General features: G+C 66.4%; 26 protein-coding genes and 2 tRNA genes. 16 read left to right on the forward strand and 12 right to left on the reverse strand.

Going from position 1 to position 26884, the window contains the following annotated elements; genetic code table 11:
• Positions 1–50 precede the first annotated feature (50 nt).
• The 5 genes from BG023_RS15195 to BG023_RS01710 form a co-directional block, all read right to left on the reverse strand.
• On the reverse strand, positions 51–1853 hold the full coding sequence (locus BG023_RS15195; protein ID WP_069308917.1) for a hypothetical protein: 1803 nt from the start codon (positions 1851–1853) through the stop codon (positions 51–53).
• A 98-nt stretch (positions 1854–1951) separates the two neighbouring features.
• Positions 1952–2389, reverse strand: a complete 438-nt coding sequence (locus BG023_RS01695) for a DUF2141 domain-containing protein (RefSeq protein WP_150122758.1) — start codon at positions 2387–2389, stop codon at positions 1952–1954.
• The gene (locus BG023_RS01700; RefSeq protein ID WP_069308918.1) at positions 2386–3162 is read right to left on the reverse strand and encodes a sterol desaturase family protein; all 777 of its coding nucleotides are present in this window, start codon (positions 3160–3162) and stop codon (positions 2386–2388) included. The genes BG023_RS01695 and BG023_RS01700 overlap by 4 nt, the downstream gene beginning before the upstream one ends.
• A 40-nt stretch (positions 3163–3202) precedes the next feature.
• Positions 3203–3700, reverse strand: a complete 498-nt coding sequence (locus tag BG023_RS01705; RefSeq protein WP_069308919.1) for an MmcB family DNA repair protein — start codon at positions 3698–3700, stop codon at positions 3203–3205.
• Positions 3701–3751: 51 nt separating this feature from the next.
• Complete coding sequence (locus tag BG023_RS01710; protein WP_069308920.1) at positions 3752–4138, reverse strand: hypothetical protein; 387 nt, start codon at positions 4136–4138, stop codon at positions 3752–3754.
• Between the two features lie 151 nt (positions 4139–4289).
• On the opposite strand from BG023_RS01710, the gene BG023_RS01715 reads away from it, so the two are divergent.
• The 3 genes from BG023_RS01715 (at position 4290) to BG023_RS01725 (ending at position 6536) form a co-directional block, all read left to right on the forward strand.
• Positions 4290–4366: transfer RNA gene (locus tag BG023_RS01715), tRNA-Arg, on the forward strand.
• Positions 4367–4566: 200 nt separating this feature from the next.
• The gene (locus BG023_RS01720; protein ID WP_069308921.1) at positions 4567–5616 is read left to right on the forward strand and encodes a diacylglycerol/lipid kinase family protein; all 1050 of its coding nucleotides are present in this window, start codon (positions 4567–4569) and stop codon (positions 5614–5616) included.
• The gene (locus tag BG023_RS01725; RefSeq protein ID WP_069308922.1) at positions 5613–6536 is read left to right on the forward strand and encodes a hypothetical protein; all 924 of its coding nucleotides are present in this window, start codon (positions 5613–5615) and stop codon (positions 6534–6536) included. The genes BG023_RS01720 and BG023_RS01725 overlap by 4 nt, the downstream gene beginning before the upstream one ends.
• A gap of 6 nt (positions 6537–6542) precedes the next feature.
• Here BG023_RS01725 and BG023_RS01730 read toward each other — a convergent pair whose 3' ends face one another.
• Positions 6543–7076: a DUF2141 domain-containing protein gene (locus tag BG023_RS01730; RefSeq protein ID WP_069308923.1), complete on the reverse strand. Its 534-nt coding sequence runs from the start codon at positions 7074–7076 to the stop codon at positions 6543–6545.
• Positions 7077–7309: 233 nt separating this feature from the next.
• Here BG023_RS01730 and rpe point away from each other — a divergent pair, with 233 nt between their 5' ends.
• The 8 genes from rpe (at position 7310) to BG023_RS01765 (ending at position 15731) form a co-directional block, all read left to right on the forward strand.
• Positions 7310–7972 carry a ribulose-phosphate 3-epimerase gene (gene rpe, locus BG023_RS01735; RefSeq protein WP_069311062.1) on the forward strand — a complete coding sequence of 221 codons (663 nt, stop codon included), beginning with the start codon at positions 7310–7312 and terminating at the stop codon, positions 7970–7972.
• Positions 7972–9852 carry a heparinase II/III family protein gene (locus BG023_RS01740; RefSeq protein WP_069308924.1) on the forward strand — a complete coding sequence of 627 codons (1881 nt, stop codon included), beginning with the start codon at positions 7972–7974 and terminating at the stop codon, positions 9850–9852. Before rpe ends, BG023_RS01740 begins: the two co-directional genes overlap by 1 nt.
• 8 nt (positions 9853–9860) lie before the next feature.
• Complete coding sequence (gene purH, locus BG023_RS01745) at positions 9861–11462, forward strand: bifunctional phosphoribosylaminoimidazolecarboxamide formyltransferase/IMP cyclohydrolase (RefSeq protein WP_069308925.1); 1602 nt, start codon at positions 9861–9863, stop codon at positions 11460–11462.
• 314 nt (positions 11463–11776) lie between these two features.
• Complete coding sequence (locus tag BG023_RS14820) at positions 11777–11953, forward strand: hypothetical protein (protein WP_190315799.1); 177 nt, start codon at positions 11777–11779, stop codon at positions 11951–11953.
• 11 nt (positions 11954–11964) lie between these two features.
• Positions 11965–12648 (forward strand): peptide-methionine (S)-S-oxide reductase MsrA, encoded by a 684-nt coding sequence (msrA, locus tag BG023_RS01750; RefSeq protein ID WP_069308926.1) that lies wholly within the window; start codon positions 11965–11967, stop codon positions 12646–12648.
• Between the two features lie 44 nt (positions 12649–12692).
• Positions 12693–13157: a Fur family transcriptional regulator gene (locus tag BG023_RS01755; RefSeq protein ID WP_069308927.1), complete on the forward strand. Its 465-nt coding sequence runs from the start codon at positions 12693–12695 to the stop codon at positions 13155–13157.
• Between the two features lie 86 nt (positions 13158–13243).
• Positions 13244–15172: a 1-deoxy-D-xylulose-5-phosphate synthase gene (dxs, locus tag BG023_RS01760; RefSeq protein ID WP_069308928.1), complete on the forward strand. Its 1929-nt coding sequence runs from the start codon at positions 13244–13246 to the stop codon at positions 15170–15172.
• A complete protein-coding gene (locus BG023_RS01765; protein WP_150122759.1) occupies positions 15165–15731 on the forward strand; it encodes a hypothetical protein in 567 nt (188 codons plus the stop codon). Before dxs ends, BG023_RS01765 begins: the two co-directional genes overlap by 8 nt.
• Here BG023_RS01765 and BG023_RS01770 read toward each other — a convergent pair.
• On the reverse strand, positions 15715–16776 hold the full coding sequence (locus BG023_RS01770; protein WP_083234477.1) for an MlaA family lipoprotein: 1062 nt from the start codon (positions 16774–16776) through the stop codon (positions 15715–15717). The two genes, BG023_RS01765 and BG023_RS01770, sit on opposite strands and share 17 nt — an antisense overlap.
• Positions 16777–16844: 68 nt before the next feature.
• Here BG023_RS01770 and BG023_RS01775 point away from each other — a divergent pair, with 68 nt between their 5' ends.
• Positions 16845–17651, forward strand: a complete 807-nt coding sequence (locus tag BG023_RS01775) for a crotonase/enoyl-CoA hydratase family protein (RefSeq protein ID WP_069311063.1) — start codon at positions 16845–16847, stop codon at positions 17649–17651.
• Here the strand turns inward: BG023_RS01775 and BG023_RS01780 are convergent, their stop codons facing one another.
• From BG023_RS01780 to BG023_RS01795, 4 genes are all read right to left on the reverse strand, one after another.
• The gene (locus tag BG023_RS01780) at positions 17652–18329 is read right to left on the reverse strand and encodes an NnrU family protein (protein WP_069308931.1); all 678 of its coding nucleotides are present in this window, start codon (positions 18327–18329) and stop codon (positions 17652–17654) included. It abuts the gene before it with no gap.
• A gap of 60 nt (positions 18330–18389) precedes the next feature.
• Positions 18390–19706 (reverse strand): amidohydrolase family protein, encoded by a 1317-nt coding sequence (locus tag BG023_RS01785; RefSeq protein ID WP_069308932.1) that lies wholly within the window; start codon positions 19704–19706, stop codon positions 18390–18392.
• On the reverse strand, positions 19703–21109 hold the full coding sequence (locus BG023_RS01790; protein ID WP_150122760.1) for an amidohydrolase: 1407 nt from the start codon (positions 21107–21109) through the stop codon (positions 19703–19705). Before BG023_RS01790 ends, BG023_RS01785 begins: the two co-directional genes overlap by 4 nt.
• Before the next feature lie 107 nt (positions 21110–21216).
• Entirely contained in the window at positions 21217–22785 is a 1569-nt protein-coding gene (locus tag BG023_RS01795; protein ID WP_069311065.1) for a peptide MFS transporter, read from the reverse strand.
• 314 nt (positions 22786–23099) lie between these two features.
• On the opposite strand from BG023_RS01795, the gene BG023_RS01800 reads away from it, so the two are divergent.
• The gene (locus tag BG023_RS01800) at positions 23100–23453 is read left to right on the forward strand and encodes a GntR family transcriptional regulator (protein ID WP_069308933.1); all 354 of its coding nucleotides are present in this window, start codon (positions 23100–23102) and stop codon (positions 23451–23453) included.
• Between the two features lie 211 nt (positions 23454–23664).
• Positions 23665–23943, forward strand: a complete 279-nt coding sequence (locus BG023_RS01805) for an integration host factor subunit beta (protein ID WP_069308934.1) — start codon at positions 23665–23667, stop codon at positions 23941–23943.
• Between the two features lie 289 nt (positions 23944–24232).
• On the opposite strand, the gene BG023_RS01810 is transcribed toward BG023_RS01805, so the two are convergent.
• A complete protein-coding gene (locus tag BG023_RS01810; RefSeq protein ID WP_069308935.1) occupies positions 24233–25903 on the reverse strand; it encodes a cation:proton antiporter domain-containing protein in 1671 nt (556 codons plus the stop codon).
• Between the two features lie 108 nt (positions 25904–26011).
• Here BG023_RS01810 and BG023_RS01815 point away from each other — a divergent pair.
• Positions 26012–26093, forward strand: a tRNA-Leu gene (locus BG023_RS01815).
• Positions 26094–26236: 143 nt separating this feature from the next.
• On the forward strand, positions 26237–26884 hold the full coding sequence (locus BG023_RS01820) for a PilZ domain-containing protein (protein WP_069308936.1): 648 nt from the start codon (positions 26237–26239) through the stop codon (positions 26882–26884).

The raw sequence follows: 26884 nt of genomic DNA on the forward strand, positions 1-26884 counted from the left end.
GATTCTGCATGAACTCAAACTGAAGCTGGGTTGCGCAGGTAGCCCGGCAATCAGCCAAACAGCTTGCGTGCAGCGCGTTCGATCTGGCCGATATCCTCGGGCAGTTCGGCAAGGATTTCCGCGCAGCCGATTTCGTCGCGGCGGATCAGCACCAGCGCGAATTCGGGGCCAGCGCCGTCGAGCGCCTCAAGCGTCATCGCTTCCAGCGCGCGCAGCTGTTCGGCCAGAGCCTCGCGCACGGCGGAGGCATCGTCCACCGGCTTGCCCTGTTCCTCGCGGCGCAGGCGGCGTTCGGCCTTGACCACCGCCTTCACCCCGCCCTCGGTCTCCGCCAGGAAACCGGCGAGCGCACCGGGCTTGAGCTTGAGACGATGCGCGTGGGTCAGCACGGCGGCGTATTCGGTCAGGCGCGTCTTGTCGTAATCATGCCCGAACACGAGCTTGACCACAGGAGTCATCGGCGCGCGTTCCTGCATCGTCAGGCCGCTGTCGGCGATCAGTTCGGCATAGCCTTCCGGATCGGCGGCGGCCGCGAGCGCAAAGTCGTAGGCGCGGCTGACGGCGGCATAGAGCGCGCTGCGGCTGCGGTCTTCGGTGTTGTCGGCATTGCGCGCCAGTTCGCGCGCCGAGGCGAGGCAATCGTAGAGGCCCGCGTCATCCGGCAGATCGTCGACCAGCTCGAATTCGTCCTCGTCATCAGCGGCAAAGACCGGCTGGACGGGTTCAGCCGCAACTTCGGGTTCGGCTGCGATTTCGACTTCGGCTTCGACTTCCGGTTCGATCTCGGCGACCGCTTCGGGTTCGGCCTCGTGCACGGCCTCGTCCTCGTCCTCGTCCTCGAAGGTTGCTTCGGGTTCGATGGCGACAGGCGGCAGCGCGCTTAGATCGATCGCCTTCTTGGCGGGCGCGTCGATGTGGGCGGCGAGCGAAGCGAAATTGTAGCGCAGGTTGACCGGCTCGCCTTCGTCCTCGTCATATTCGTCCGCTTCGGGGTCTTCGAGCGTGTACTGGCCGAAGTCGGGCATTGGCAGATCGTCATGCGATGCGGCCTCGCCCAGCCCGTCGAGCGGCGCGACATTGTCGAAATCGTCGCCGAATTCGGGGGTATAGTCGTCGGCGGTGAAGTCCTCGAGCGAAAGGACCTGGTCCTCGTCCTCGTCTTCGTGCGCCGGGGAATCGGCCCATTCCGTCACCGGATCGGCGGCACGCAGCGCGGGCACTTCTTCTTCGACCTCGAGTTCGGCGCCCAGTTCAAGCGCCTGATCGATTTCGAGCAGCAGCTCGTCTGCGGTCAGCTGGTCGGCCATTTCCTTCCAGTTGATCACGCCATAAATGAAGTCGATCGTCTCGTCGTTGCTCGAATAGGGCAGCAGGATGCCGCGATAGAGCACCGCCACGCCGTGGTGATTGACGAATTCCGCCTCGAACCCGATCGGCGCCTGGTTGGCGAGGATCTGCATGTAGTGATCGGTGATGCGGCTGAGCAGCGAGCGCGGCGGCACATCCGAAAGACGTGCAATGCTGCCGTTGCCGCCGCATTCCTCGGCCAGTCGTTCGCCGAGGAAGCGCACCACCGGATCCTCGATCCCGAGCGAGAAGTCGAGCAGCACGCTGAACGGCCCGAAGTCGGGCTGGTGGGCAGGCTCAAGATCCTCGATGCTGGGGAACATTTTTTCGCCGAGCAGGCCGGCCCAATGGTTGTAGGCGCGCACCTGCATGCGGCGCTCGTCCTGCCCGATCGCCTCGGGAGGGAGATCCCGGCGGCTGGCCGGTGCAGCATTGTCCTCTTCGGATGCGTCCCAATCACGATACGCGTTGGTATCGGGATCAAAGGTGCCGCGCAGAGTGTCCATGGCTGTTTTCCGCCCCAGGGTTGAACATTTACCCGGCCTTTGTGGCGCGTTGTGGTAAACATCCGGTTAAGTGCAGTCGGGCGGCTGCGCGGGTATGCCTAGAGGAAGTAGCGCATCTTGATGGCGATCCGGCTGACCCCTTCGCCCAGCTTCATCACCGCATCCTTGAACTTGGGCGGAGCCATCTTGACCGGCGCATCGTGCGAGAAGCCATAGCCTTCCTTGGGCATCATCCCCATCGCCCGGTCGGCCTTGCCGTTGTCGTTCTCGTCGTGCAGCAGCGCGACCGCATAATCGCCGGGCTTCACCCCGGTGAAACGGATCTCGACCGTCTTTGCAGCGGGGACCACGGTGCGATGGGCGGTGGGATCCTTGATGCACTTGGGGAAGATATCCTCGCGGGTGGTCATGCAGGCGCGCACCACGCCTTTGGTCGAGCGCAAGTCGGTGACCGTAATTACCACGTCGCCCGCCAGCGCCGGCGTGGCCGGCAGCAGCGCGGCGAGAGCCACAAGTGCGAGCGTGCGCGCCATCATGATACGGCCGCCCCGCGTGCGTGCCCGGCCTCGGCCACGATCCGCTGCGACAGGCCCTTGTCGGTCCCGCAGACGCGATCCCAGAACCGGAAATAGAGTCCGAAATTGCATCTGTATTCCTCGTGATGCCGCTCGTGATGGCTGGCGGTTATCAGCCAGTTTCCCAATGGCGAATGAACAAGCCAGCGCGGAAACATCTCCCAGCCCATGTGATTGGTCACCCCCATCACCGTCGCGATGGTCAGCACGAGGCCGAGCATGGCGAGATGGATCGGGACGATGAAGACCAGCACCGGAACGACCACCGCGCCGGTTATCGCCTCGATCGGGTGGAAGCTCATCGCGGTCCACGCGGTCGGCGGGCGGCTGTCATGGTGGACGGCGTGGGCCAGCCGGAACCAGCGGGGCCGGTGCATCCAGCGGTGGCTCCAGTAAAAGCAGGTGTCCTGCACCGCGAGGTAGATCAGCACCGAGAGCGGGTGATACCACAGCGGCAGGCTCGCCCAGTCGGCGGTCAGCTGCGTCCAACCATGATGCCGCCAGCCCCACAGCACGATCCCCGCCGGCGCGCCATAAATCGCGGCCGAGAGCAGCGACCAGCGCACCTCGCGCAGGATCTGCGCCCGGCGTCCGGCGTAGAGCCCGGGGCGCATCTTGGCGGTGGCATAAGCGAACAGCCCGCTGGTCAGCACGTAACGCAGTGCGACAATCACCGTGACGGCGAGGCTGACGATCAGCAGCGCAAGCGGAACGGGCAGATCGGCGGGCAGCATCGCGTGAAGATATGCCGCAATTCGCGGGTGGGCGACAGGCCTATATGTCCAGCGCCGCGCAGAGCGGATCGATCAGCGCGGTGTGGCGCCGCATCGCGATCCGCGCCAACCGCTCGACCTCGACCTTGCGCCGCGCCGCCGCCAGCGGGACCAGCGCCGCCGGGCGCAGGATTTCGGCATCATAGCCATCGGCGACGATCACCCCGCAGGTCTCGGGCCGGTAGGCCTCGCTCTCGAGTGGGGCGCGGTCGAGCGCGGGCGGCACGCCCCAGAAGAAACGGTCGCAGAAATCGAGATAGTCGGGCCACTTGGCATCGCCGAGCAGATCGCCGCGCGCGACCTTGATCTCCACGATTACCACTTGCCCGCGGGCATCGATGCCCATCAGATCGGCGCGGCGGCCGTTACGGATCGGCACTTCGCCCAGGCACCAGATGTCATTGCGCGCAAACAGCCGCCCGATGCCGCGTGCGACATCGGCGGCGGTCAGACTGGCCGGCAGCGGCGAATCATGGGCGGATGGCAAGGCACCGGACATGGCGCAAGGTTGGAACAGAATGCGAACGCGGTCAAGCCGCGGCGCGGTGGCTCAGGCGGGCTCTACGGCCTTGAGCACGTCGATCAGCGCGGTGCGGGCAGCGTGGAATTCGCGCCACAAGGCGAGCGCCGGAGCCGAGGTATCCTGTTCGCGGCGCGACAGGGTGGCGAGCGCGGTGAGCCCACTGCCGAGCATGGCAGCGATATCGGCAATGCCCTGCGCGGCGAGCTGGCATTGCCAGGTGCGCGCCGAAGCGAGCAGCGGCGTGATCGCACTTGCTTCGCGCGAAGGCTCGGGCGCGATCCGGGCGAGCAGCGCGAGCTGCGCGGCCTGTCCCTCAAGCTGCTCCCACGCCGCCGCTAACGCGGCAGGGCCCGCGCCGATAGCGGCGGCGGTATCGCCGTGCGACAGAATCGGTTCGGGCGGAAGCGTTGCCATAGGGCAAAGCCTAGGCGCGGCTCCTTGCCGATTGGTTAAGCCTGCCTTCGGCGCGGGGCCTGCGCGGCGGGAACAATTGTCTGGCGCCAGCCCGCACCTCTTGCTAAGCGGCCGCCCGCGCGCAATGATGAAGCGCACCGCATGGCACCATGCACCCGTAGCTCAGCTGGATAGAGTGCTGCCCTCCGAAGGCAGAGGTCACAGGTTCGAATCCTGTCGGGTGCGCCAGTGTTGTTGGCCCTCAAGCGCCGGGCGCGGGCGTCCGCCCGCTTGGCCTTGCGAACCTTGGCGGGTTTGATGGCTCGCCCCCTTGCACCGTTCCCGCAACCGCCCTGAAGCCCGTTTTGGCCGCGATTCACGGCCCGTCAATGTGACGGTTCAGAGTAAAGATGGTGGAAAGTTTACACCCTCGTCCCTATAGGACCAGCATGGCAACGCCGATCTACGAGTTCGCGCAGATACCGCGGGTTGACCCGGCAGCGCCTGCGCGCGCCCGGACGCGCAAGGTGCGAGCGGCGGGTCAGGCGCCGACGGTCGGGGTGATTTACAACCCCCGCAGCCACCGCAATCTCGGGGCCGATTTCGACTGTTCTCTGTCTCCGCACGTCCACATCGCCCAGCCCCGCGCCCGCGCCCAGCTGCCCGAAGCGCTGGCCGATTTCGCCGCCAAGGGCATCGATTTGCTGGTGATCAACGGCGGCGATGGCACGGTGCGCGACGTGCTGACCTGCGGGCAGGCGATCTTCGGTGATGACTGGCCGGAGATTGCGGTGCTGCCCAAGGGCAAGACCAACGCGCTGACCATCGATCTCGGCATCCCCGACGACTGGACCTTGCAGGACGCGATCGACGCGCTGGATCAGGGTGGCCGCGTGTGGCGTCGCCCGATCGCGGTGTCGCCCGCCGAAGATGGCGCTTCGGCTGCGGGCATGTCCCGCGTGGCCGGCTTCATTCTCGGCGCTGGGGCCTTCACCAAGGCGACCCAGGCGGGGCAAAGTGCGCACAAGCTCGGCGCGTTCGACAGCATGGTCGTGGCGGTCACCGGCGTGTGGGCGCTGCTGCAATCGCTGTTCGCAAGCCGCGCCAATCCGTGGCGCAAGGGCGCGCGGATGCGGATCGGCCTTGGCGCCAGCGGGGTGCCGATGGAGCATAGCGGCCACGGCGATCCGGAGATGCGGCAATTGCTGTTCGCCTCGACGCTCGAACGTCTGCCAGCGGGCATCCGCCCGTTCGGCGCGCTCAAGAACGGATTGAAGCTGGTCGCGGTCGACCAGATCTCGCGCCGCACCACGGCACTGATCCCGCTGGTGCTGCTGGGCAAGCTGCGGGGCGGCCTGCGCGAACGCGGCATCCACCAGCTCACCGCCAGCCATTTCACCCTTTCGATCGACGACCAGTTCATCCTCGATGGGGAGGCTTTCCCGGCGGGTGACTACCTGATCGGGCAAGGGCCGGAGCTCGCCTTCGTCACGCCATGAGCGCTGCGTCAGACCCGCTGCGCGAGCGTATCGCCGCGCGGCTTGCCGTGCCGGTCGATCCTGCCGTTGCCGCTTTCGCTGCCGCACTGGCCGAAGCGGCAGGCGCGCGCGCGGTGCTGTTCTACGGATCGAACCTGCGAACGGGCTCGCTCGAGGGTGTGCTCGATTTCTACATCCTGTTGCCGGGCACCGAAGAGGCCGCGATCTGGCCGACGGTGAGCTATCATGAGCGCCCGCATGCCAATGAACAGGGCGAGCTCACGCTGCGCGCCAAGGTCGCCACCATGCGGCTGGCGACCTTTGCCAGCGCGGCGAGCGGGGAACTCACCGACACCACCATCTGGGCGCGCTTCGTCCAGCCGAGCGCGCTGGTCTGGACCGGCGATGACGCTGCAACCGGCGAGGTGGTGGGCGCCATTGCCGCTGCCGCGACCACCGCCGCGCGGCTCGCCGCAGCGCTCGGCCCCGAAAGCGGCACAGCAGAAGATTACTGGCGCGCGCTGTTCCGCGCGACCTACCAGGCCGAATTCCGGGTCGAGAAAAGCGGGCGCGAGAATGATATCCTGAGCGTCAACGCCGCGCATTTTGCCGGGCTTTTGCCGCTGGCGCTGGAAGCAGGCGGGATCCCGCCCCGGCAAGAGGGCGAGCGCCTCTCCCCCGATCTGCCGCACTGGCAGCGCGGCGTGATCCTGAAGTGGTGGGCGAAGCGGCGCCGGATGGGCAAGCCGCTCAATCTGGTGCGGCTGGTCAAGGCCAGCACCACCTTCGAAGGCGCAGCGCGCTATGCCGCGTGGAAGATCGAACGGCACACCGGGATGCCCGTCGCGGTCACTCCCTTCCGCGAACGCTTCCCGCTGCTCGCCGCGCCGCAGGTGCTGTGGGACCTGTGGCGCCACCGCCGCCGCCAGCGCGGCGGCTGAGCCCGCTCAGAGATACTGCATCGAAATGCTCATGCGGGTGATCCCCTCGCCCGCGGTGAAGCGCACCTTGTCGACCGAAGGCGGGCGCGGCACGAGGCCGAGGATCTTCTTGATCCCCGGGTTGTTCGACATCCCCGCCCCATCGCTCGAAACGTCGGTCTGACGGTTGCCATTGGCATCGTGCTGCACCGCGATGGCATAGTCACCCGGTGCAGGCAGCGGCACGCACACGGTCATGCTGCCCGCCTGCGGAGCCGCATCGACACGCATCACGTAGCGCTTGCTCTTGAGCCAATCGCTGCTGTTGGCGGGGTAAGCGCGCACGAACAGGTTGCCCGACGAGGACTTGATCCCGCTTACCACGATCCGCACGGCGGGGCCCTTGCCGGGCGCGCACTGGCTCATGTCGTTGGACCCGGTGCGGCCATAGGTGTAGCCTTGCGCTGCGAGCGGCGCGGCAATCAATCCGGCCAGCGCAAGGCCGGACAGGGTGGTCCGCAAAGGGGCGGGCGAGCGGGACAGGTGGGCAGAAACGGTCATCGATATCTCGTGAAATAGCGGAGAGAGGGCGGCGGGCCGATCATCGTGCGGCAACAGGGCCTGTCATTCTTGCAGCCTGAATAGTGCGCCGCGTCTGAATTGCGGCTTAATTCCAGCACATCCCGCCGTTCAGGTGCCCATCGCCACCGTGGAAAAGGCGTTAACCGAACTTGTCGCGCGATTCGCGCCTCCCGTATGGCGGAACCAGCCTCGGAAAGGGCCTGCGCCGCGCCATGCCAGCACCTTTGATTTCTCCTTCGATCCTTTCGGCCGATTTCGCACGGCTGGGAGAAGAAGTGCGCGCGGTCGACGCGGCGGGTGCGGACTGGATCCATATTGATGTGATGGACGGGCATTTCGTTCCCAACATCACGATTGGCCCCGATGTGGTCAAGGCGCTGCGCCCGCATACGGCCAAGCCCTTCGATGTGCATCTGATGATTGCGCCGGTCGATCCCTATCTCGAAGCCTTCGCCAACGCGGGCGCGGACATCATCACGGTTCACCCCGAAGCCGGGCCGCATATCCACCGCACGCTTCAGGCGATCAAGGCGCTGGGCAAGAAGGCCGGCGTGGTGATCAACCCCGGCACGCCGGTCGAAGTGCTCGACAACCTGATGGACATGGTCGATCTCGTGCTGGTGATGAGCGTCAACCCCGGCTTCGGCGGGCAGAGCTTCATCCCCTCGCAGCTCGAGAAGATCGCGCGCATCCGCACCATGATCGATCGCACGGGCCGCGCCATCCACCTTGAGGTCGATGGCGGGGTCAACGCCGAAACCGCCAAGCTGTGCACCGCAGCCGGCGCCGATGTGCTGGTGGCCGGCTCTGCCACCTTCAAGGGCGGGCCGGATGCCTACGCGGCCAACATCGCCGCGCTCAAAGGGAGCAGGTGATGGCGACCATGCTGCGTAATCCGGCTGGCAGGCGCGCCGATGCGCTGGTTGAGCGGATTACCGATGGTCCGGTGCTGACACTGGCCGGCGCGGCTGAACCGGGTGCTTCCCACCGCCCTGAACCTGCGGTTGAAGCTCCTGCCGAAGAACCCTCGCGCGCGCTGGCGCTGAGCGATGTGATCGCGGTCCACGCCGGGCCGGGCGAGGCACTGATCCGGCTGGCCTATCGCCTCGGGGTGCCGGGCCATGCGCTTGCCACGCCGTTTCGCCGCCCGCCGCCGCTGCGCGTGCTGGCGACGGTCGAAAGCCCCAATCGCGGTGATCGTGCGGCTGGCACGGCCCTTCGCGCCGGGCATTTCCTGATCCACGGCGTGCGCCTGCCGATCGCGAGCTTCGATTTCTCGCCTGCCGCGCACCATGCGCCGGGGGTGGAGCGGGTGCTGCACAGTTTCAGCTGGCTCGCCGATCTTGCCGCCAGCGCGCCGCGCAGCGACGGAGCGGCGGTGGCCGAACGCATCACCAGCCAATGGCTCAAGGCCCACCGCGAGGTCGGCAAGGGCGCGGCTTGGGACGTCGAATTCGCAGGCCTCAGGCTCGTGGCATGGCTGGTCCACGCCCCGCTGGTGCTCGCCGGGCATGACAAGACGCTCAAGTCGCGCCTGCTCGCCGCGATTGCCGAGACCGCCGCATGGCTCGACCGCAAGGCGGCGCGCGAGCCGGCGGGCTTCGGGCAGGTCGCAGGCTGGGCCGGGGTCGTCGCTGCCGGTCTGCTGCTCCCCAACGGCAAGCCCCGCCGCCTGCATGGCGAGGCGGGCCTCGTGAAGGCGCTGGGCGATATGGTGGGCGAGGATGGCGGCGTGCTGTCGCGCTGCCCCGCCGCGCAGCTCGATGCGATCCGGCTGCTGACCGATCTGATCGCCTGTTACGACGCGACCGAAGTCACGCCCCCGCCCGCGCTCGGCGTGATGCGCGCGCTGCTGGTGCCGCCGCTGCTGGCGCTGCGCCACGGCGACGGCGCACTCGGCAACTGGCAAGGGCAGGGGGCGATCCCCGCCGACCGCGTGAACGCCGTGATCGAAGCCTCGGGCGTGCGCACCCGTCCGCTCGGGCAGGCGGGAAGCTGGGGCTATCACCGGATCAAGTCAGGCGACACGCTGCTGCAATTCGATGCCGCCCCGCCGCCGCGTTCGCGCCACGCACGGGTCGGCTGCGCTTCGACCCTCGCCTTCGAGCTTTCGGACGGGCCGCAGCGGATCATCGTCAATTGCGGCGGCGCGGCACTGGCGGGCGGTCAGGTGCCCGCGCGCATCGGGCAAGGCCTGCGCGCCACGGCCGCCTTCTCGACCATGGTGCTCGACAACGCCAATTCCACCGCGGTGCTGCTCCACGGCCAGCTCGGCAAGGGGGTCGAAACCGTCGAAGTCGACCGCCGCATGGTCGCAGGGCGCGGGCGCGAGGCGACCCGGATCGAGGCCGCGCATGATGGCTATGCCGCGCGCTTCGGCCTCACCCACCGGCGTATCCTCACCCTGTCGGGCGATGGCACCGAACTGGCGGGCGAGGACATCCTCATCCCTTCGGCCAAGAACGGCAAGCGCGGCAAGATCGCCTTTGCGATCCGCTTCCACCTGGGGCGCGGGGTCGAAGTGCAGCTTTCGGGTGACAAGCGCGGCGCCAGCCTGCTGCTCCCCGACGGTCGGCTCTGGCAATTCCGGATGGGCGGCGATAGGGCGGGCGCCGGCGAGATCACCCTGTCTGCCGAGGACAGCCTGTGGGTCGACGGCGATGGCCGTCCGCACGCAACTGAGCAGCTGGTGATCGAGGGACTGGCATTGCGCAGCGGGGGGCAATTCTCCTGGCTGCTGAGGAAGACAGGATAGATTTTCCGATGAGCGACAAGGTGATCCGGCGGGCGCTGCTATCAGTGTCCGACAAGAGCGGTTTGGCCGATCTGGGTGCGGCGCTGGCCGCGCGCGGCGTCGAGCTGGTGAGCACCGGCGGCACTGCCAAGGCGCTTCGCGATGCGGGCCTTGTGGTGAAGGACGTGTCCGAGCTCACCGGCTTTCCCGAGATGATGGACGGGCGGGTCAAGACGCTCCACCCGACCGTGCACGGCGGCCTGCTCGCCCTGCGCGACAATGCCGAACACGTCGCCGCGATGCAGGCCCACGGCATCGGCGCGATCGATCTGGTGGTGGTCAACCTCTACCCGTTCGAAGCGACCGTCGCAAAGGGCGCTTCCCGCGAGGAAGTGATCGAGAATATCGACATCGGCGGGCCTTCGATGGTGAGATCAGCCGCGAAGAACCACGGCTTTGTGACGATCCTTACCGATCCGGCCGACTACGCCACGCTGACCCAGGAAATGGACGCCAATGGCGGCGCGACCACCCAAGCCTTCCGCACCCGCATGGCCGGCAAGGCATATGCCCGCACCGCGGCCTATGACGCGGCGATCGCCAGTTGGTTCGCTTTCTCGCCCGCCGCTAGCGACGAACCGACGCTGTTCCCCGAAACCCTGCCAATGGCCTTCAAGCGCGCCGATACGCTGCGCTATGGCGAAAACCCGCACCAGTCGGCGGCGATCTACGTCCCGCAGGTGGCCGGCACCGCAGGCGTGCCGCAGGCGACCCAGCTTCAAGGCAAGGAGCTGAGCTACAACAACCTCAACGATGCCGACGCCGCGCTCGAACTGGCGGCGGAGTTTGCAGGGCAGGAACCGGCGGTCGTGATCGTCAAGCACGCCAACCCCTGCGGTGTGGCGCAAGGCGGATCGTTGCTGGCGGCATGGGAAGCGGCGCTCGCCTGCGATAGCGTCTCGGCGTTTGGCGGGATCGTCGCGGTGAACACCGAACTCGACGCTGCCACGGCCGAAGCCATCTCGGCAATCTTTACCGAGGTGGTGATCGCGCCATCGGTGAGCGCCGAGGCCCGCGAAATCTTCGCGAAGAAGAAAAACCTGCGCCTGCTCGAATGCGGCACCCTACCCAATCCGCGCCGGGGCGGCTTGGCACTCAAGAGCATTGCCGGCGGGATGCTGATCCAGTCGCGCGACAATGGCGCGATTTCGGCAGATGACCTCAAGGTTGTCACCAAGCGCGCGCCGACCGACCAGGAGCTCAAGGACTGCCTGTTCGCATGGACCGTGGCGCGCCACGTCAAGTCCAACGCCATCGTCTATGCCAAGGACGGGGCGACCGCCGGGATCGGCGCAGGGCAGATGAACCGCCGCGATTCGGCGCGCATCGCCGCGATCAAGGCCAAGGAAGCCGCCGAAACCTATGGCTGGGCCGCGCCCCGCACGGTCGGCAGCGCGGTTGCCTCGGACGCGTTCTTCCCCTTCGCCGACGGACTGATCTCGGCGGCCGAAGCGGGCGCGACCGCAGTGATCCAGCCGGGCGGCTCGATCCGCGACGATGAAGTGATCGCCGCCGCCGACGAAGCCGGCCTCGCGATGGTGTTCACCGGGATGCGGCATTTCAGGCACTGACGTTTTTCGAGCGGGCCTCCGCCCGCTCGTCCTCGCTGCGTTTCCTGCGCTTCGCTCCGGAGCAGCTGCGGCTCGGCCGCGTGGCCTCGCGGCCCTTCGGGCCGTTTGGGCCGGTTGATGGCGCGCCGTTTTCGCTTCGCCGCATGCTGCGAACGGCTGGCCCTATGTTAGCCAGTCGCGCAACTTTTTCTCAGGTGCTTCGTAACCATAGAGACGGCGCGAACTAAATCGTGCCTGACCGCATGTGTTCATCCCGCCGCAATTCGGCGTCGGGCAGAGGCCTGCGGAAAGCCAACGAATCACGAGCCTCTCCAATGCGCCTCTTCTCTTCCGACCTCGTCCGTAATTTCGGCATTGGCTTTGTTGTCGGTGCGTTGCTGGTCGCGGGCGCGAATGCGAAGAGCTGGAGCGACGAGCTGGCACCGCCGGCCCACGCCGCTCAGATGGCCAAGGCCCCCGCGCCCTCGGCCGAGTTCGTGATCGTTCCGTAAGGACGAAAACCATGCGTCGCATTGCTGTTCTTGTTGCCGCCACTTCGCTGGGACTGAGCGCCTGCGCCGGCCCCGCCATCGCGGCCGAGGAACCGGTCAACGCCCCCGCCGCCACCCGCGTCGCCAAGGAAGCCAAGGGCCTCAAGACCGCGGTCTTTGCGGGCGGATGCTTCTGGGGGGTCGAAGGCGTGTTCAGCCACGTCAAGGGCGTGACCAGTGCAGTTTCCGGCTATCACGGCGGCACCAAGGCAAGCGCCAGCTATGACCTCGTCTCGAGCGGCATCACCGATCATGCCGAGGCGGTGAAGATCACCTATGATCCCGCCATCGTGCGATATGACCAGCTGCTGCGGGTGTTCTTCTCGGTGGTGGCCGACCCGACGCTCAAGAACCGGCAGGGCCCCGATGTCGGCGCACATTACCGCAGCGCGATCGTGCCGATGAACGCCGAACAGGCTGCCGTCGCCAAGGCCTACCTCGCCCAGCTCGGCAAGGCCAAGCTGTGGGACAAGCCGATCGTGACGGGCATCGAGAGCTACAAGGCGTTCTACGCGGCCGAGGGCTATCATCAGGACTTCATGGCGAACAACCCGCGCCACGGCTACATCCGCCGTTGGGACGCGCCCAAGGTCGAGGCGCTGAAGACCATGTATCCAAACCTCTACCGCGCCAGCTTTCTGCGCGACGCGGGCTGACAACGCGGTTCACTTCGCTTCGCGCAGTGCTTATATCTGCCAATATGGCAGAACACGCACATAAGCATCACGAACATCACGGCGCCGATCTGGTGGCCGAAGCCGCACGCGCGCTGACGGCAGCGGGCGAACAATGGACCGGCATGCGCGAGGCGGTGTTCACCGAACTCGCCCGGCATGATCGCCCGGTCTCGGCCTATGACATTGCCGACAACCTCTCCGCCCAGCGCGGCAAGCGGGTGGCGCCCAATTCGGTCTACCGCATCCTCGATGTGTTCGTGGCCGGCAACCTCGCGCTGCGCGTGGAAAGCGCCAATGCCTATCTCGCCAACACTCACCCCGGCTGCGCGCATGACTGCATCTTCCTGGTCTGCGACGAATGCGGCGAGGCGACCCATGTCGATGACGAAGATGTGAGCCGCGCCGTCCGCGCCATCGCCGCCACCCGCCAGTTCAAGGCGGAGCGCCCGGTGCTGGAGATTCGCGGGCTGTGCAAGGGCTGCGCGTGAGGGGCCAAACCGGCATGGCCCAACAAGATTGACGTCGATCAAGCCTTACATCGACATGCCGATTATCCATGTGTAAAGCTGGCCGGATGAATCAACCGCCGCACACGCCGCTTCTCGATCTCGTCAACACGCCAGACGATCTGCGCCGCCTCAAGCCCGAACAGCTCCGCCAGCTTGCCGACGAGCTGCGCGCCGAAATGATCGACGCGGTCAGCGTGTCGGGCGGGCATCTGGGTTCGGGGCTGGGCGTGGTCGAACTGACCGTCGCGATCCACTATGTGTTCAACACGCCCACCGACAAGCTGGTGTGGGACGTTGGGCACCAGTGCTATCCGCACAAGATCATCACCGGCCGGCGCGACCGCATCCGCACGCTGCGGCAGGGCGGGGGCCTCTCGGGCTTCACCAAGCGTTCCGAGAGCGAATACGACCCCTTCGGCGCGGCACACTCCTCGACCTCGATCTCGGCAGCGCTCGGCTTTGCCATCGCGAACAAGCTCCAGGGCAAATCCGGACGCGGCATCGCGGTGATCGGCGATGGATCGATGAGCGCCGGCATGGCCTACGAAGCGATGAACAACGCGGCCGAGGCCGGCAACCGCCTGATCGTGATCCTCAACGATAACGACATGTCGATTGCGCCACCGGTCGGCGGGCTCTCGGCCTATCTCGCGCGGATGGTGTCTTCGAGCGAATATCTCGGCATCCGCAGCCTCGCCAGCCGCGCGGTCAAGAAGATGAGCCGCCGCCTGCACGACACCATCGGCAAGGCAGAAGAATTCACCCGCGGCATGGTGACCGGCGGGACCCTGTTCGAGGAACTCGGCTTCTACTACGTCGGCCCGATTGACGGGCATAACCTCGATCACCTGCTCCCGGTGCTTGAGAACGTGCGCGACACTTCGGAAGGCCCGGTGCTGATCCATGTCGTGACCGAAAAGGGCAAGGGCTACGCGCCTGCCGAAAACAGCGCCGACAAGTATCACGGCGTGCCCAAGTTCAACGTCATTACCGGCGAAAAGGCCAAGAGCGCGCCCAGCGCCCCGGCCTATCAGGACGTGTTCGGGCTGACGCTGGCGAAGCTCGCCGAGACGGACGAGCGCATCTGCGCGATCACCGCCGCCATGCCGAGCGGCACCGGCGTCGACAAGTTTGCCAAGGCGCATCCCACCCGCACCTTCGACGTCGGGATTGCCGAACAGCACGCGGTGACCTTTGCCGCGGGCCTTGCGGCGGAAGGCATGCGGCCCTTCGCGGCGATCTACTCCACCTTCCTCCAGCGCGCTTACGATCAGGTGGTGCACGATGTGTGCATCCAGAACCTGCCCGTGCGCTTTGCGATCGACCGTGCGGGTCTGGTCGGCGCGGACGGGGCGACCCATGCGGGCAGCTTCGACATCACCTATCTCGCCACCCTGCCCAACATGGTGGTGATGGCCGCCGCCGACGAGGCGGAGCTGGTCCACATGACCTATACCGCCGCCGAATATGACGATGGCCCGATCGCCTTCCGCTATCCGCGCGGCAACGGCACCGGCGTCCCCATGCCGGAAGTTCCGGTGAAGCTCGAAATCGGCAAGGGCCGCTTGGTGCGCGAAGGCAGCAAGGTCGCGATCCTGTCGCTCGGCGCGCGCCTGACCGAAGCGCTCAAGGCAGCCGACACGCTGGAAGCCAAGGGGCTTTCGACCACGGTTGCCGACCTGCGCTTTGCCAAGCCGCTCGATGAAGACCTGATCGCCAAGCTGATGCGCACGCACGAAGTGGTGGTGACGGTCGAGGAAGGTTCGATCGGCGGTCTGGGCGCGCATGTGCTGACCTTCGCCAGCGACGAGGGCCTCACCGACAACGGGTTGAAGGTTCGCACGCTGCGCCTGCCCGATACCTTCATCGATCACGACGATCCGATGAAGCAGTATGACGAGGCCGGGCTGAACGCGCCGCACATCGTCGATACGGTGCTCAAGGCGCTGAAGCACAACAGCGCGGGGATGACCGGTGAAGAGGCGCGTGCCTGACGCTACAGTCGAGGGCGCGCCCGAGCCTTTCGTGGCGCGCTTCTCCATTCCCAAACTGATCGCTTGGGCTATCCTGTGCTGGGCAATCGCGGCGCTATGCCTCCCCATTGCGGTGGGCGGCCTTGCACGCGGCGCTCTGGCCGGTCTGCCGCTGGGTCTGGTCGGCCTGATCGGCGTACTGTTCTTCGGCGGGATTGCCGCTGCGCACACCATCCGCCTGTTCGACCGGCGCCCGCAGGTGATCATCGACGCGAGCGGGCTCTATGTGCGGTCGCATGGCGACACGCGGATTGCGCTGCGCTCGATCAGGGGGATGCATACGGACCTGGGCCGTCTCAGCCTCACGCTTCACAAGCCGGCGAAATATCCTATCGAGCGCCGCCACCGCCGCCTGATCTACCGCATCAACGGCAGCGCGGCGCGGGGGTTCTTCGGCGATGTGTGGATCTGGTCAAACCAGCTCGATCATCCGCGCGATGCCTTTGCCGCAGCGCTGGCGGCACATCGTCCAAAGACCGATTTCGAACGCCAGCTCGACTCGCTCAGCGCGGCTGGGTGATCAGCAGCGCCTCGGGGTTCGGGGGCGTTTCGACCGGCGCGGTGCCGTCTGCCGGGGCAGGAGCGGCGGGGGGTGCCATCTTCATTTCCTCCAGCAGGAGGCGGTCTTCCTCCGCAACCGGTTCGCCCTTTAGCGTTGCGATATCGGCGCGGCGCTTGGCGAGATAGGTATCGCGGCGCACCCCGTAGGGATCGTCCGATGCCTCGATCCGCGCCAGCTCCTCGTCGAACGCAAGCCGCTGGTCGAGCCCGTTCACGACGAAGTAGGTCGCCGCATAGGCCGGGCGGTCGAACGGCTTGCCGACCACGAAAGGCAGCAGCGCCTGATCGAGCGTGCTGCCGAACAGATCGCGCGCCGTAGTCGCGCCGGTCACCGGCAGATAGAGATAGGGGCCGGGGCCGACCCCGTAAAAGCCCAGCGTGTTGGCAAAGCCGTTGCGGCGATAGGGCAGGCCGATCCCCGGCTTCTTCGCGACATCGAACAGCCCGCCCACGCCCAGCGTCGAGTTGATCGCGAGCCGCCCCAAAGTCTCGAACGCCTTGCCGACCTTGCCTTGCAGAAGGAAGTTGAGCGCATTGCTCGGCTCGCCGAGATTACGCACGACATTGCCGAGACCATCGCGGATCGGTTCGGGCAGGCCATCGCGATAGGCATAGGCGACCGGCTCGATCACAGCAGAATCGACCGCCTGGGTCAGGCGGTAGCTTTCGGCATTGAATTGTTCGACCGGATCACCTGCGGGCGGGCCATAGGTGCCTTCGACCACGATTTCGGTGACCTCTTCCTCCGCAGCGGCCTCGCCTTCCGGCGGCGGGGTTTCGGCGGTTTCAGGCGGCGTATCCTGTGGCAGCGGGACTTCGGGCGCGGGGGGCAGTGTCCATTCCTGCGGCGCGGCATCGCCTGCGGGCACAGCCTCGACGACCGGCGGCGCACCCAGCGAGAGCGCAGCACTCAACAGCGAAGGTGATGCGGCAAGCAGGGCAAGGCTCGGCATTCCGGTCTCCGATGGGCCGTTGTCACAGCGCGCGGCGCGGGACTGCGCCATTCTTGCCCTTTATCGGGCGTCCCTATACGCAGGCTTAATAAGCCATGAAATTCTCGCAAGGTTCCCCGATGTCCGACAGTTCCCTGATCCAGATCACCCGCGAAGGCCCGATCACCATTCTCACACTCAACCGGGCGGAAACGATGAACCCGCTCGGCGCGCCGGGCGACGGGGACGAGTTTGTCCGTGTGGCGAATGCGATCAACCGCGACATGGAATGCCGTGTGGTGATCCTGACCGGCGCAGGCCGGGCTTTCAGCGCAGGCGGCGATGTGAAAGCGATGCGCGACAAGACCGGCACCTTCGGCGGCACCACCCCCGCGATTTCGGACGGCTACCGCGACAATATCCACCAGATGCTGCGCGCGCTCTATGGGCTGCGCGTGCCGGTGATCGCGGCGGTCAACGGTCCGGCGATCGGATTGGGCTGCGATGTCGCCTGCCTCACCGATATCCGCATCGCTAGCGAGAGTGCCAAGTTCGGGGTGACCTTCCTCAAGCTCGGGATCATCCCCGGCGATGGCGGCACCTGGATCCTCCCGCGCGTGATCGGGATGAGCCGCGCGGCCGAACTGTTCTACACCGGCGACGTGATCGACGCTGCCACGGCGAAGGACTGGGGCCTCGTCAGCCGCGTGGTCGCCCCGGAAGCACTGATGGACGAGGCGCGCGCGCTGGCGGGCAAGATCGCAGCTCTCCCGCCGCATTCGCTGCGCCACACCAAGAACCTGCTGCGGCAGGGCCAGCAGACGAGCTACGACACCGCGCTCGAACTCGCAGCGAACACGCAGGCGATGATGCACACCACCGCCGACCACGCCGAGGGCGTCGCGGCGCTGATCGAGAAACGGGCTGCGGTGTTTAGGGGCGAGTAATTACCCCAGCCACTTCCATGCCCCGGCGGGAATGCCTGCCTGCCACAGATGGAGCCAGCTTCCCGCCAGCCACAGCACGGTGCCCGCCGCCAGCGGCACCGCGCCGACCGACAGCAGTTTGCCCCAGCGCGGCCAGTAGCTCGTGTTCGCCTCCCACTGGTGCCAGGCATCGCCCATCAGCGCCGCCTTCTTGGCATCCTGTTGCTTAGCGCCGACCAGCGCGAGGATGCCCATCGCCGCCGCTGTGATCAGCGTCCGCAGGCTCCAGAACAGCACCATGTGCGAAATCGCCCATAGCCCGATCGCCCACATCATCGGGTGGCGGGTGACGCGGAACACGCCTTTCGGCTCGGCGCGGGCCTGCGCCTCGGCCTGAGGGGTCGGCAGCGCCGGATTGCCCATGAAGGAGCCCGCCAGCAGGATCATTGCAGGCAGCGTCAGCAGCGTGGCGACAATCCAGCCCGCATCGCCCGAACCCGGCAAATCGGCCGGCGGCGCGGCGGTGAAGGCGAGATAGACCCACCCCAGCGTGGCGAAGCTGACCACCGTATAGGCGATCTGGAACCCGCCCGCCCCCAAAGCCTTGACCATCGCCGCGCGCAGCGGGTGCGACATGGCAAAGTGCGTGCCGACGAACGCGGCGTTGGCCGCGATGAGTGTGATGATTTCCCCGTCCATGCTTTCCCCTCCGGATGATCCCTGATCCGGAGGGGACTATAGCATCACGTGCAGCCCTGCCTACCAGTCGTAGGCTTCGGGCCGGGCGCTTTCGTCGAGCTCGCGGTAGCGGTCGCGCAGGCGGGTCTGGTGGTTGGTGAGGTCCTGCTCGACCCCGCCAATAAACACCTTGGTCGGCACGCTGCCGGCTTCGAGCGGGTCACCGTCCCACAGCACGACATCGCCGAGCGCGCCGGGCTTCAGCACGCCCGCCTTGCCGCCCATGCCGCTGATCTCGGCCGGGACTGAGCTGATCGCGGCGAAGGCCTTGCCCCATTCCATCCCCGCCGCCCCCGGCACGCGGGTCAGCGCGACGAGATTGCCCGCCACCTGCTGCAAGCGGCGCGGGTTCTGAAGCGAGGAGGCGTTGATCGCGACCTTCACGCCTGCCTTGGCCATGCGCCCGGCATTGGACTGGGTGGCGCCGAGCTGCTCGAAGGTTTCGGGCAAATCGTTGAGGCCGTTGGCGATCACAGGAACGCCCGCCGCAGCGATTTCGTTCGCCACCAGCCAGCCTTCGCTGACGCCGACCAGCACCAGATCGAGCTTGGGATATTCCGCCTTCAGCGCCAGCACGGCGCGGATATCGGCCGCGCGTTCGACCGCGACGTAGAGCTTCTGGCGACCGGTCACCACCGGCACCAGCGCCTCGGCATCGAAACGGCTGAGGTAGACATCGTCATCCTTGCCGATCTCGGTCGTCTCGGGGATGCCGGTCTTGCCCACCAGCGCCTGTGCCTCGCGCAGCGCAGCTCGCAGCAGCACATGCGCGGCGACACGGCTGCCGCCCGCCTGACGCCCGCCGCCCTCGCCCAGATCTATCATCTGGAACGCGCGCGCCTGCATCACCGGCTGCGCATCGGCATCAAGGTCGATGATCGCGCCCTGGCCTGCAAAGATCGAGCCCGAGGGCAGCGTCGTCGTGGCGGCGCGGGTGATCCCGGCGGCGCGGTGGACGAGGATGTGCTGCGAGGTCGGATTGATGCTCTTCGAGGCGTCCAGCGCCGCGCTGAACGGCGTGCCGCGCGCGGTGATATCGTTGGTTTCCTCGACGGCCGTCACATCTGCCAGCCCGAGCGTGGTGACAGTCGCGAACAGCCCCGGTGTCACCCATGCCCCGCCCGCATCAATCACGATGTCGGTCGAGAAGGTTTGGCCCGGGGTTGGCTTGCCCGCGAATACCACCTTGCCATCATCGATGATGACAGTGCCGCCGTCGATCGGGGCCGAGCCATCGCCCAGCACAAGCCGCGCGTTGGTGACCACCATGTCTTGCGCCATCGCCGGAGTGGCGGTGATTGCTGCGGCGCTGGCTGCGATGAGAAGAAGCCGCTTCATTTCACATCTCCTTCACCGGGCTGGCCGAGCTCGAAATCGCTCACCGGACGGGTCTTGGGGTTCATCGCATCGAACATCAGCGCGCCGTCGATCCAGACCTTTTCGGGCCGCGAATAGACACTCAGCGGATCGCCGTTCCACAGCACCACATCGGCCATCTTGCCGGTCTCGAGGCTGCCGGTCAGCTTGTCGATGCCCATCGCCTTGGCGGGGTTCAGCGTGATCCACTGGATCACCGTCGCATCCGAAATGTCGATGCCGAGCCGGAGCCCGGCGGCCTGGGCCTTGGCGGCTTCCTGATTGAGGCGCTGGATATCGTTCGCGTCGTCCGAATGGATCACCACGCAAGCGCCTTCGCGTTGCAGGAAGGCGGCGTTTTCCATGATGCCGTCGTAGCTTTCCATCTTGAAGCCGTACCAGTCGGCCCAGATCGCGCTGCACACGCCGTTTTCGCGCAGCAAATCGCCGATCTTGTAGGCTTCGACCGCGTGGTGGAAGGCTGCGACCTTGTAGCCCATCTCCTTTGCCATATCGAGCACCAGCGCCATTTCATCGGCGCGGTAGCAGTGGTTCTGGATCAGGATTTCGCCCTTGAGCACGCCCGCGAGCGTCTCCTTGCCGAGATCGCGCTTGGCCTTCGGATCGTTGGCGTAATCGATAGCGCTGAGCCAGGTTTCGCGGTTGACCGCGAAGTTGCCCATGCGGGTCGAAGGCATCCGCCCGCGCCCGCCATAGACGCGCTTGGGGTTCTCCCCGCAGGCCATCTTCATGGAGTAGGGCGCGCCGGGGAACTTCATCCCCTGCACTGTGCGCGAAGGCACGTTCTTGAGCGTGACCGAACGCCCGCCCATCAGGTTGGCCGAGCCGGGGAGGATTTGCAGCGCCGTGATGCCGCCATTGGCCATCGCACGGGTGAAGCCGGGGTCCTGCGGCCAGACCGAATGTTCGGCCCATACCTCGGGCGTGGTCGGGCTGGTTGCCTCGTTGCCGTCCGAATGCGCCTCGACACCGGGCGAGGGGTAATCGCCGAGGTGCGAGTGGATGTCGATAATGCCGGGGGTGACGAACTTGCCCGTGCCGTCAATCACCGTCACATCGGCGGGGATCGGCGTTTCCGGCCCGCCGACCGCGGTGATCTTTCCATCGCGCATGAACACGACGCCGTTTTCGATCTTGCCGCCCTTGCCGTCATAGACTGTCGCCCCCGTCAGCACGGTGGGAACGCCGGGATAGGGCTTGTAGGTGGAAGCGAACACCGGCTCGCCAGCCTTGGTGGCGGCGAAGGTCTTGCCGCTCTTGGCGTCAGAAGTGCTGGCCGTTTCGCCGGCGGTGCCCGTGGTGGCGCAGGCTGTCAGCGCGAACGCACTGGCCAGCGTGGCGAGCGCACCCGTGCGGGCACGCATTCTCAAATCTGCGAACATGCGAATATTCCCCGTTTTCCGGTCTGCCGATGTGACCGGAAAACGGGGGGTTGTCCATGACGTTGGACGATTATTGTGTCCGCGCGAGCCTACTCGGCCGGAGCGGGTTCTTCGTCCTTCAGCGTGTCGAGGTGCATCCACTTCTTCACCAGCGGGGCGATCACCAGCACGACCACGGCCGCACCGATCGAGATCCAGCCGAACAACTCGTAGACATCGAGCAGGCCCTGCTTGGTCATCGCGCCATCATGCCCACCGGTCGCCTCGCCGATCTTGCCGGCGACGAAGTTGCCCACCGCAGTCATGTAGAACCACGCGCCCATGATAAGCGAGGCAAGGTGCTTGGGCGCCAGACGGTTCATCGCCGACAGGCCAACCGGCGAGAGGCACAGCTCGGCGGTAGTGGCGAAGAAGTAGTACGCGAAGACGAGGATGACCGGGGTCATCGCGGCGATGCCATAGGCCTCCGCGCCCCACACCAGCACCAGATTGGCCAAGCCCATCTGCGCTAGCGCCAGGCCGAACTTGGCCGGGGCCGAAGGCTCGCGGCCCTGCTTGCCAAGCCACTGCCACAGTCCGGCGAACACCGGAGCCATCAGGATGATGTAGATCGGGTTGATTGACTGGAAGATCCCCGCCGGCACGCCAGCACGATCGACGAAGCGATCGGTGAACAGGTTCATCGAGCCGCCCGCCTGTTCGAACAGGCCCCAGAACAGCGGATTGAGGCTGATCAGGAACAGGATCGCGAACATCCGTTCACGCGGCTCCTTCTCGAGCTTGAAGCTCTCGAACAGCACGTAGCCAAGCAGAGCCACGCCCGAGATCGCAAGCAGCGACTGGATCACGTCCTGATACTGGACCAACGCCCAGATCACCGCGACCGCGGCAAAACCGACGCCGTAGAGGCCCATTTCCTTGCCCTTGGCGAGCGGCTGGGGTGCCTCGCCCGCGCCCTTGAGCGAGGCCTTGCCGAGCACGAACACGATCAGGCCCGCGAGCATCCCGATGCCAGCCAGACCAAAGCCGAAGCCCCAGCCCAGCGTCTGGCCGAGATAGGCGACCAGAATGGTGCCGATCGCCGCGCCCACGTTGATGCCCATGTAGAAGATCGTATAGGCCCCGTCGCGGCGGGTGTCGGTCATCGAATAGAGCTGCCCCACCATCACCGAGATGTTGGCCTTGAGAAAGCCCGAGCCGACGATGATGAAGGCGAGCGCCGCCCAGAACACGTTGATCGTCGGATCGCTCTGCCCGCCGGTGCCTTCGACCGCCATCAGCGTGTGGCCCGCCGCGAGCAGCAATCCGCCGAACAGCACCGCCTTGCGCTGGCCGAGGTAACGGTCAGCCAGCCAGCCCCCGAGCACCGGGGTGATGTAGACCAGCGAGGTATAGGCGCCGTAGATCAGGTTCGATTTGCCATCCGAGAACAGCCAGTGCTGGGTCAGGTAGAAAATCAGGATGGCGCGCATGCCGTAGTAGGAGAACCGCTCCCACATCTCGGCGAAGAACAGCATGTAGAGGCCCTTGGGGTGGCCCGCGAACTCAGGGTCCCTCTGCGTCGCAATCTTGCCGCCAATGGCAAGAAACACGATCAGCACCACCACGGCGATGGCCGCAATCCATTCGGCCTCCGCCCACAGCGAAATATCTTTCATTGATTCGATCCCCATCGAGTGGTTCGGGCTGGTGCCTCACCACACCGCCGCAATGGGAGCGCACCCTAACGCCTCATTCGCCCGTGTGAAGCTTTTGTTGCGTCGGAGCGTAATGGAATGCCATTGGCGATGATATTCGTCGGCCCGCCAACGGACGGACCGCGAGCGCACGCGCGCGAGCCGCAGGCGATCCGACGCGAAGCGACGGAGACTCGCCGAGGACGTGCCCGCGGAGGCGGGCACGCAAACCCGAAAAAAATTGACCGCATGGCTGTATTATGGCACTGATGCACCTCACAAGGGACAGAACTGCCATGAACCCCAACCGCCCCAATCCGAACAGGCCCGTCTATCTCAAGCTGCGCGACCAGATCGCTGCCGCGATCATTGACGGGATCTATCCCGAAGGCGCGATGCTGCCCTCGGTGCGGGCGCTCGCGGCAGAGCAGGGGGCCAACCCGCTGACCGTGGCGAAGGCCTATCAGCAGTTCCAGAATGACGGGCTGGTCGAAGTGCAGCGCGGCGTGGGCATGTATGTCGTGCGCGGTGCGGCTGAACGGCTGCGCACCACCGAGCGCGAGGCCTTCCTGCGCGAGGAATGGCCCGAGATCCGCAGCCGTATGACGCGGCTCGGCCTCAGTCCGGCAGACCTTGCCGAGACCGCCTGAGGCAAGTTTTCCTGCCAATAGTGCAAGTTGCGCACTTTCCCGATTTATGACAATCTGTTCATGTTGGCGCATGACGGGATTGCATCCTGCTGTGCACCACGCCTAATGGGGGTGCCTCACGGGTCGGAGGCGAGTTGAGGAAACCGCGGGGTCAACCCGCATGGGGCGTGATATGGCGGCGCGACCGTCCATGGGCGTCCGGGAGTTCGCCATGATCAGATCCGAGTTGTTGCAAGAACTGCACAAGGACAATCCCGACCTGCGTGCCGATGAAATCGAGCAGGTCGTCGACATCTTCTTCGATGAAATCGCCCAGCGGCTGGCCGAAGGCGGCCGAGTCGAACTGCGCGGCTTCGGTGCCTTTTCGACCCGCGAGCGCGATGCCCGCAGCGGTCGCAATCCGCGCACCGGCGAAACGGTCGACGTGCCCGAAAAGCGCGTGCCCTATTTCAAGGCCGGCAAGGAAATCCGCGAACGTCTGAACGACTGAGTTTGCGTGCCCGCCTCCGCGGGCACGTCCTCGGTGCGTTTTTGTGTTCCGCATCGCATCCGCGATGCGAAATCCTCGCTCATACGCCCTACGGGCGCGTCGCTGCGGGCGGCCGTTCGGCCTTGCGGTCGCTAGCGCGACCGGATCATCGCCACACGCTCGTTTGCAAACTGGCTCGGCCCGCCAACAGACGGGCTGCGAGCGCACGCGCGCGAGCCGCAGGTGCTCGAGCCTGAAAGGCTCGAAACGCACCGAGGACGCTCGCCCGGAGGGGCGAGCGAAAAGCAGATTAAGCCGCCCGCGGCAGCGCATCGTCGCGGGCGAGGCCCGGCACGGGCAGCTCGCGCTGGCGGCCGAGCGCGCTGAACACCAGATCGGTCAGCCGCTCGGCCCCGCCGCTTACGCTCATGTCGACCGGCAGCATGCCCAAGGCGCTGAACTCCTCGATCGCATCGGCACCGGGGACCGCAATCACCCGCGCGATCTGCGGCAGGCGTTCGCGCGCCAGCGGGGTCAGCTCGCGCGAAGCCTCGATCTGGCCGGTCGCCACCACCAGCACCGCGCGCCGCTCCATCCCGATCGCATCCCAGCTACGCGGATCGGCCGGGTTGGCGCGGTGGACGTGATAGCCGTCCGCCAGCGCGATCTGGAAGCGATCGTGATCCGGCTCGAGCGCGAGATAGCCGATGCCGTTGAACGCCAGCGCATCGGCCACCGCGCGGCCCGCCGGGGTCATGCCGATGATCAGCACCGGCGCATCATCGCCCGCCAGCTTGGCATCGGGTGGCCCTGCGCGCAGGCGTCCGGCCAGCTTGCGTCCGATGTTGGAAACAAAGGGCGTGACCGCCAGGCTGATCGCAATCGCGGTGATCAGCGCCGAGACCAGCCGCGCCTCGACCAGGCCGGCCACTGCGGGCAAGGCAAGCAGCACCAGCGTGAATTCGCTCCCCTGTCCGAGCAGAAAGCCAAGCTGGATCGAGCCCGGCACCGACCAGCGGTTGAGCAGCGCAGCCACCACGTTGAACCCGCATTTCAGCGCGATCACCGCGAGGCTCAGCCCGGTCACCAGCAGCCAGTCCTCGACCAGCATGGCCGGATCGATCGAGAGGCCGACCGAAATGAAGAAAAAGCTCAGGAACAGGCCGCGGAAGGCATCGATCTCGGTTTGGACGAGGATGCGGTATCGCGAATCGGCGACTGCCATGCCGCCAAGGAACGCGCCGAGGGTGAGCGAGAGGCCCGCCATCCCCGTCGCCCAGCCCGCCGCCAGCGCGATGAACAGCGCGGTTGCTGTGTAAACCTCGGTCGTGCCGGCGCGGGCGATCATGGCGAACAGCGGCTCGGTCAGGAAGCGTGCGAACAGCACCGCGACGCCGAACGCGGCCAGCGCCTTGGCTCCGGCGAGGCCGAGCGCGGGCAGCATCGCCCCGCCGCTCGCCAGCGCGCCCGCGGCGACCAGCAGCATGATCGCGGCGATATCCTGGAAGATCAGGATCGATTGCGCCGCGCGCCCCACCGGGCAATCCTCCTGGCCGCGCTCGCGCACCAGACCGATCACCACTGCGGTCGAGGACAGTCCCAGCCCGAACCCGGCGATCACCGCGAAGGTGACCGGCAAGCCGAAGGCGGCGAGCAAGGCGGCAAAGGCCCCGCCCGCGACCACCATCTGCAAGGTGCCGAAACCGAAGATGTTCCCCGCCTCGGCCCTGATCCGGCCGAGCGAAAAGTGCAGGCCGAGGTTGAACAGCAGGAACATCACCCCCGCTTCGGCCATCGCGGCGACCAGCGGGCCGTTGAACGCGTCCGCCATTCCCAGACCGGACAGCCCGAGACCCAGACCGAGATAGCCGACAATCGGATTGAGGCGCACGGAGCGGGCGACCAGGGCTGCACCAATGCCCAGCCCCAGCAGCGTGATCGCGGGCTGGATCGTGGCAACCACCGAATGCGCGTCTGCCATGCGTGTCCCTTATCCCGACGAGCTGCGATGGCCCGAGACATGGAGCCTGATGCGGCCACTGGCAAGCACTGGCGCGAGACGGGGGAAGTGTGGCAAGGGCATTCCCATGCGGGCGTGGCGGAATGGTAGACGCCGGGGACTTAAAATCCCCTGAGCTTTGCTCGTGCGGGTTCGAGTCCCGCCGCCCGTACACTGGTGCCGCCCGGGTCCTGCCGACCCTCCACCGTTAGCACCCCCTTAACGCCTCACCCGGTATTCTTGCGGGGAAACATGGGACCATCGCGTTCCGTCCGCGTCCGACCAGGGGCGCGCGGCGGATTGGGGCAACACGGCATGGAAATTGGTGCAGGGACCGCACGGCTGCATGACGGGGACGACGGTGCAACCGCCGGCGCGGAGCTGCGCGCCGCACCGCGTTTCACCCTGCTGATCCGCGCCGCCAAGCTGGTCTCGGCCCAGGGCGAATTTGTCTGCGTGATCCGCGACGTATCCGAGACCGGCGTGAGCGTCCGGCTGTTCCACGCGCTGCCTGCCTGCAGGCAGTTTGCGCTGCATATGCCCGCAGGGTCAGTCTATGAACTGGAAAGCGTGTGGCAGCGCGATAACGAGGCAGGCTTTGCCTTCCAGAACGCGGTCGATGTGCCGCAGCTGATCAGCGAATCGGGCGATTATCCCAAGCGCGGGCTGCGGCTCGGCCTGTGTTTCCCCATCACCGTCTCCACACTCAGCCAGCGCCATGCGGCCGTGGTCGAGAACATGTCGCAGCAGGGCGCAAGGATCGCCTGCGAGGGACTGCTGGCGATCGACCAGACGGTGCGGATCGAGGCGCCCGGGATCGGTGCAGCGATGCGCGAGGTGCGCGCAAAGGTGCGCTGGCGGCGCGACAATCATTACGGCGTGGTGTTCGACGATACCTTCACCCTGGGCGATTTCGCCCGGCTCGCCGCGCAGCTTCAGGCTCCCGCGCTGCTCGGGGAATAG

This window comes from Porphyrobacter sp. LM 6, assembly GCF_001720465.1.
Lineage (GTDB): Bacteria > Pseudomonadota > Alphaproteobacteria > Sphingomonadales > Sphingomonadaceae > Erythrobacter.

What these genes read in the sequence shown, in the direction of transcription:
- BG023_RS15195 (WP_069308917.1), bottom strand. Translation starts at nt 1,853, where the DNA reads ATGGACACTCTGCGCGGCACCTTTGATCCCGATACCAACGCGTATCGT.
- BG023_RS01695 (WP_150122758.1), bottom strand. Translation starts at nt 2,389, where the DNA reads ATGATGGCGCGCACGCTCGCACTTGTGGCTCTCGCCGCGCTGCTGCCG.
- BG023_RS01700 (WP_069308918.1), bottom strand. Translation starts at nt 3,162, where the DNA reads ATGCTGCCCGCCGATCTGCCCGTTCCGCTTGCGCTGCTGATCGTCAGC.
- BG023_RS01705 (WP_069308919.1), bottom strand. Translation starts at nt 3,700, where the DNA reads ATGTCCGGTGCCTTGCCATCCGCCCATGATTCGCCGCTGCCGGCCAGT.
- BG023_RS01710 (WP_069308920.1), bottom strand. Translation starts at nt 4,138, where the DNA reads ATGGCAACGCTTCCGCCCGAACCGATTCTGTCGCACGGCGATACCGCC.
- BG023_RS01720 (WP_069308921.1), top strand. Translation starts at nt 4,567, where the DNA reads ATGGCAACGCCGATCTACGAGTTCGCGCAGATACCGCGGGTTGACCCG.
- BG023_RS01725 (WP_069308922.1), top strand. Translation starts at nt 5,613, where the DNA reads ATGAGCGCTGCGTCAGACCCGCTGCGCGAGCGTATCGCCGCGCGGCTT.
- BG023_RS01730 (WP_069308923.1), bottom strand. Translation starts at nt 7,076, where the DNA reads ATGACCGTTTCTGCCCACCTGTCCCGCTCGCCCGCCCCTTTGCGGACC.
- rpe (WP_069311062.1), top strand. Translation starts at nt 7,310, where the DNA reads ATGCCAGCACCTTTGATTTCTCCTTCGATCCTTTCGGCCGATTTCGCA.
- BG023_RS01740 (WP_069308924.1), top strand. Translation starts at nt 7,972, where the DNA reads ATGGCGACCATGCTGCGTAATCCGGCTGGCAGGCGCGCCGATGCGCTG.
- purH (WP_069308925.1), top strand. Translation starts at nt 9,861, where the DNA reads ATGAGCGACAAGGTGATCCGGCGGGCGCTGCTATCAGTGTCCGACAAG.
- BG023_RS14820 (WP_190315799.1), top strand. Translation starts at nt 11,777, where the DNA reads ATGCGCCTCTTCTCTTCCGACCTCGTCCGTAATTTCGGCATTGGCTTT.
- msrA (WP_069308926.1), top strand. Translation starts at nt 11,965, where the DNA reads ATGCGTCGCATTGCTGTTCTTGTTGCCGCCACTTCGCTGGGACTGAGC.
- BG023_RS01755 (WP_069308927.1), top strand. Translation starts at nt 12,693, where the DNA reads ATGGCAGAACACGCACATAAGCATCACGAACATCACGGCGCCGATCTG.
- dxs (WP_069308928.1), top strand. Translation starts at nt 13,244, where the DNA reads ATGAATCAACCGCCGCACACGCCGCTTCTCGATCTCGTCAACACGCCA.
- BG023_RS01770 (WP_083234477.1), bottom strand. Translation starts at nt 16,776, where the DNA reads ATGGCGCAGTCCCGCGCCGCGCGCTGTGACAACGGCCCATCGGAGACC.
- BG023_RS01775 (WP_069311063.1), top strand. Translation starts at nt 16,845, where the DNA reads ATGTCCGACAGTTCCCTGATCCAGATCACCCGCGAAGGCCCGATCACC.
- BG023_RS01780 (WP_069308931.1), bottom strand. Translation starts at nt 18,329, where the DNA reads ATGGACGGGGAAATCATCACACTCATCGCGGCCAACGCCGCGTTCGTC.
- BG023_RS01785 (WP_069308932.1), bottom strand. Translation starts at nt 19,706, where the DNA reads ATGAAGCGGCTTCTTCTCATCGCAGCCAGCGCCGCAGCAATCACCGCC.
- BG023_RS01790 (WP_150122760.1), bottom strand. Translation starts at nt 21,109, where the DNA reads ATGCGTGCCCGCACGGGTGCGCTCGCCACGCTGGCCAGTGCGTTCGCG.
- BG023_RS01795 (WP_069311065.1), bottom strand. Translation starts at nt 22,785, where the DNA reads ATGAAAGATATTTCGCTGTGGGCGGAGGCCGAATGGATTGCGGCCATC.
- BG023_RS01800 (WP_069308933.1), top strand. Translation starts at nt 23,100, where the DNA reads ATGAACCCCAACCGCCCCAATCCGAACAGGCCCGTCTATCTCAAGCTG.
- BG023_RS01805 (WP_069308934.1), top strand. Translation starts at nt 23,665, where the DNA reads ATGATCAGATCCGAGTTGTTGCAAGAACTGCACAAGGACAATCCCGAC.
- BG023_RS01810 (WP_069308935.1), bottom strand. Translation starts at nt 25,903, where the DNA reads ATGGCAGACGCGCATTCGGTGGTTGCCACGATCCAGCCCGCGATCACG.
- BG023_RS01820 (WP_069308936.1), top strand. Translation starts at nt 26,237, where the DNA reads ATGGAAATTGGTGCAGGGACCGCACGGCTGCATGACGGGGACGACGGT.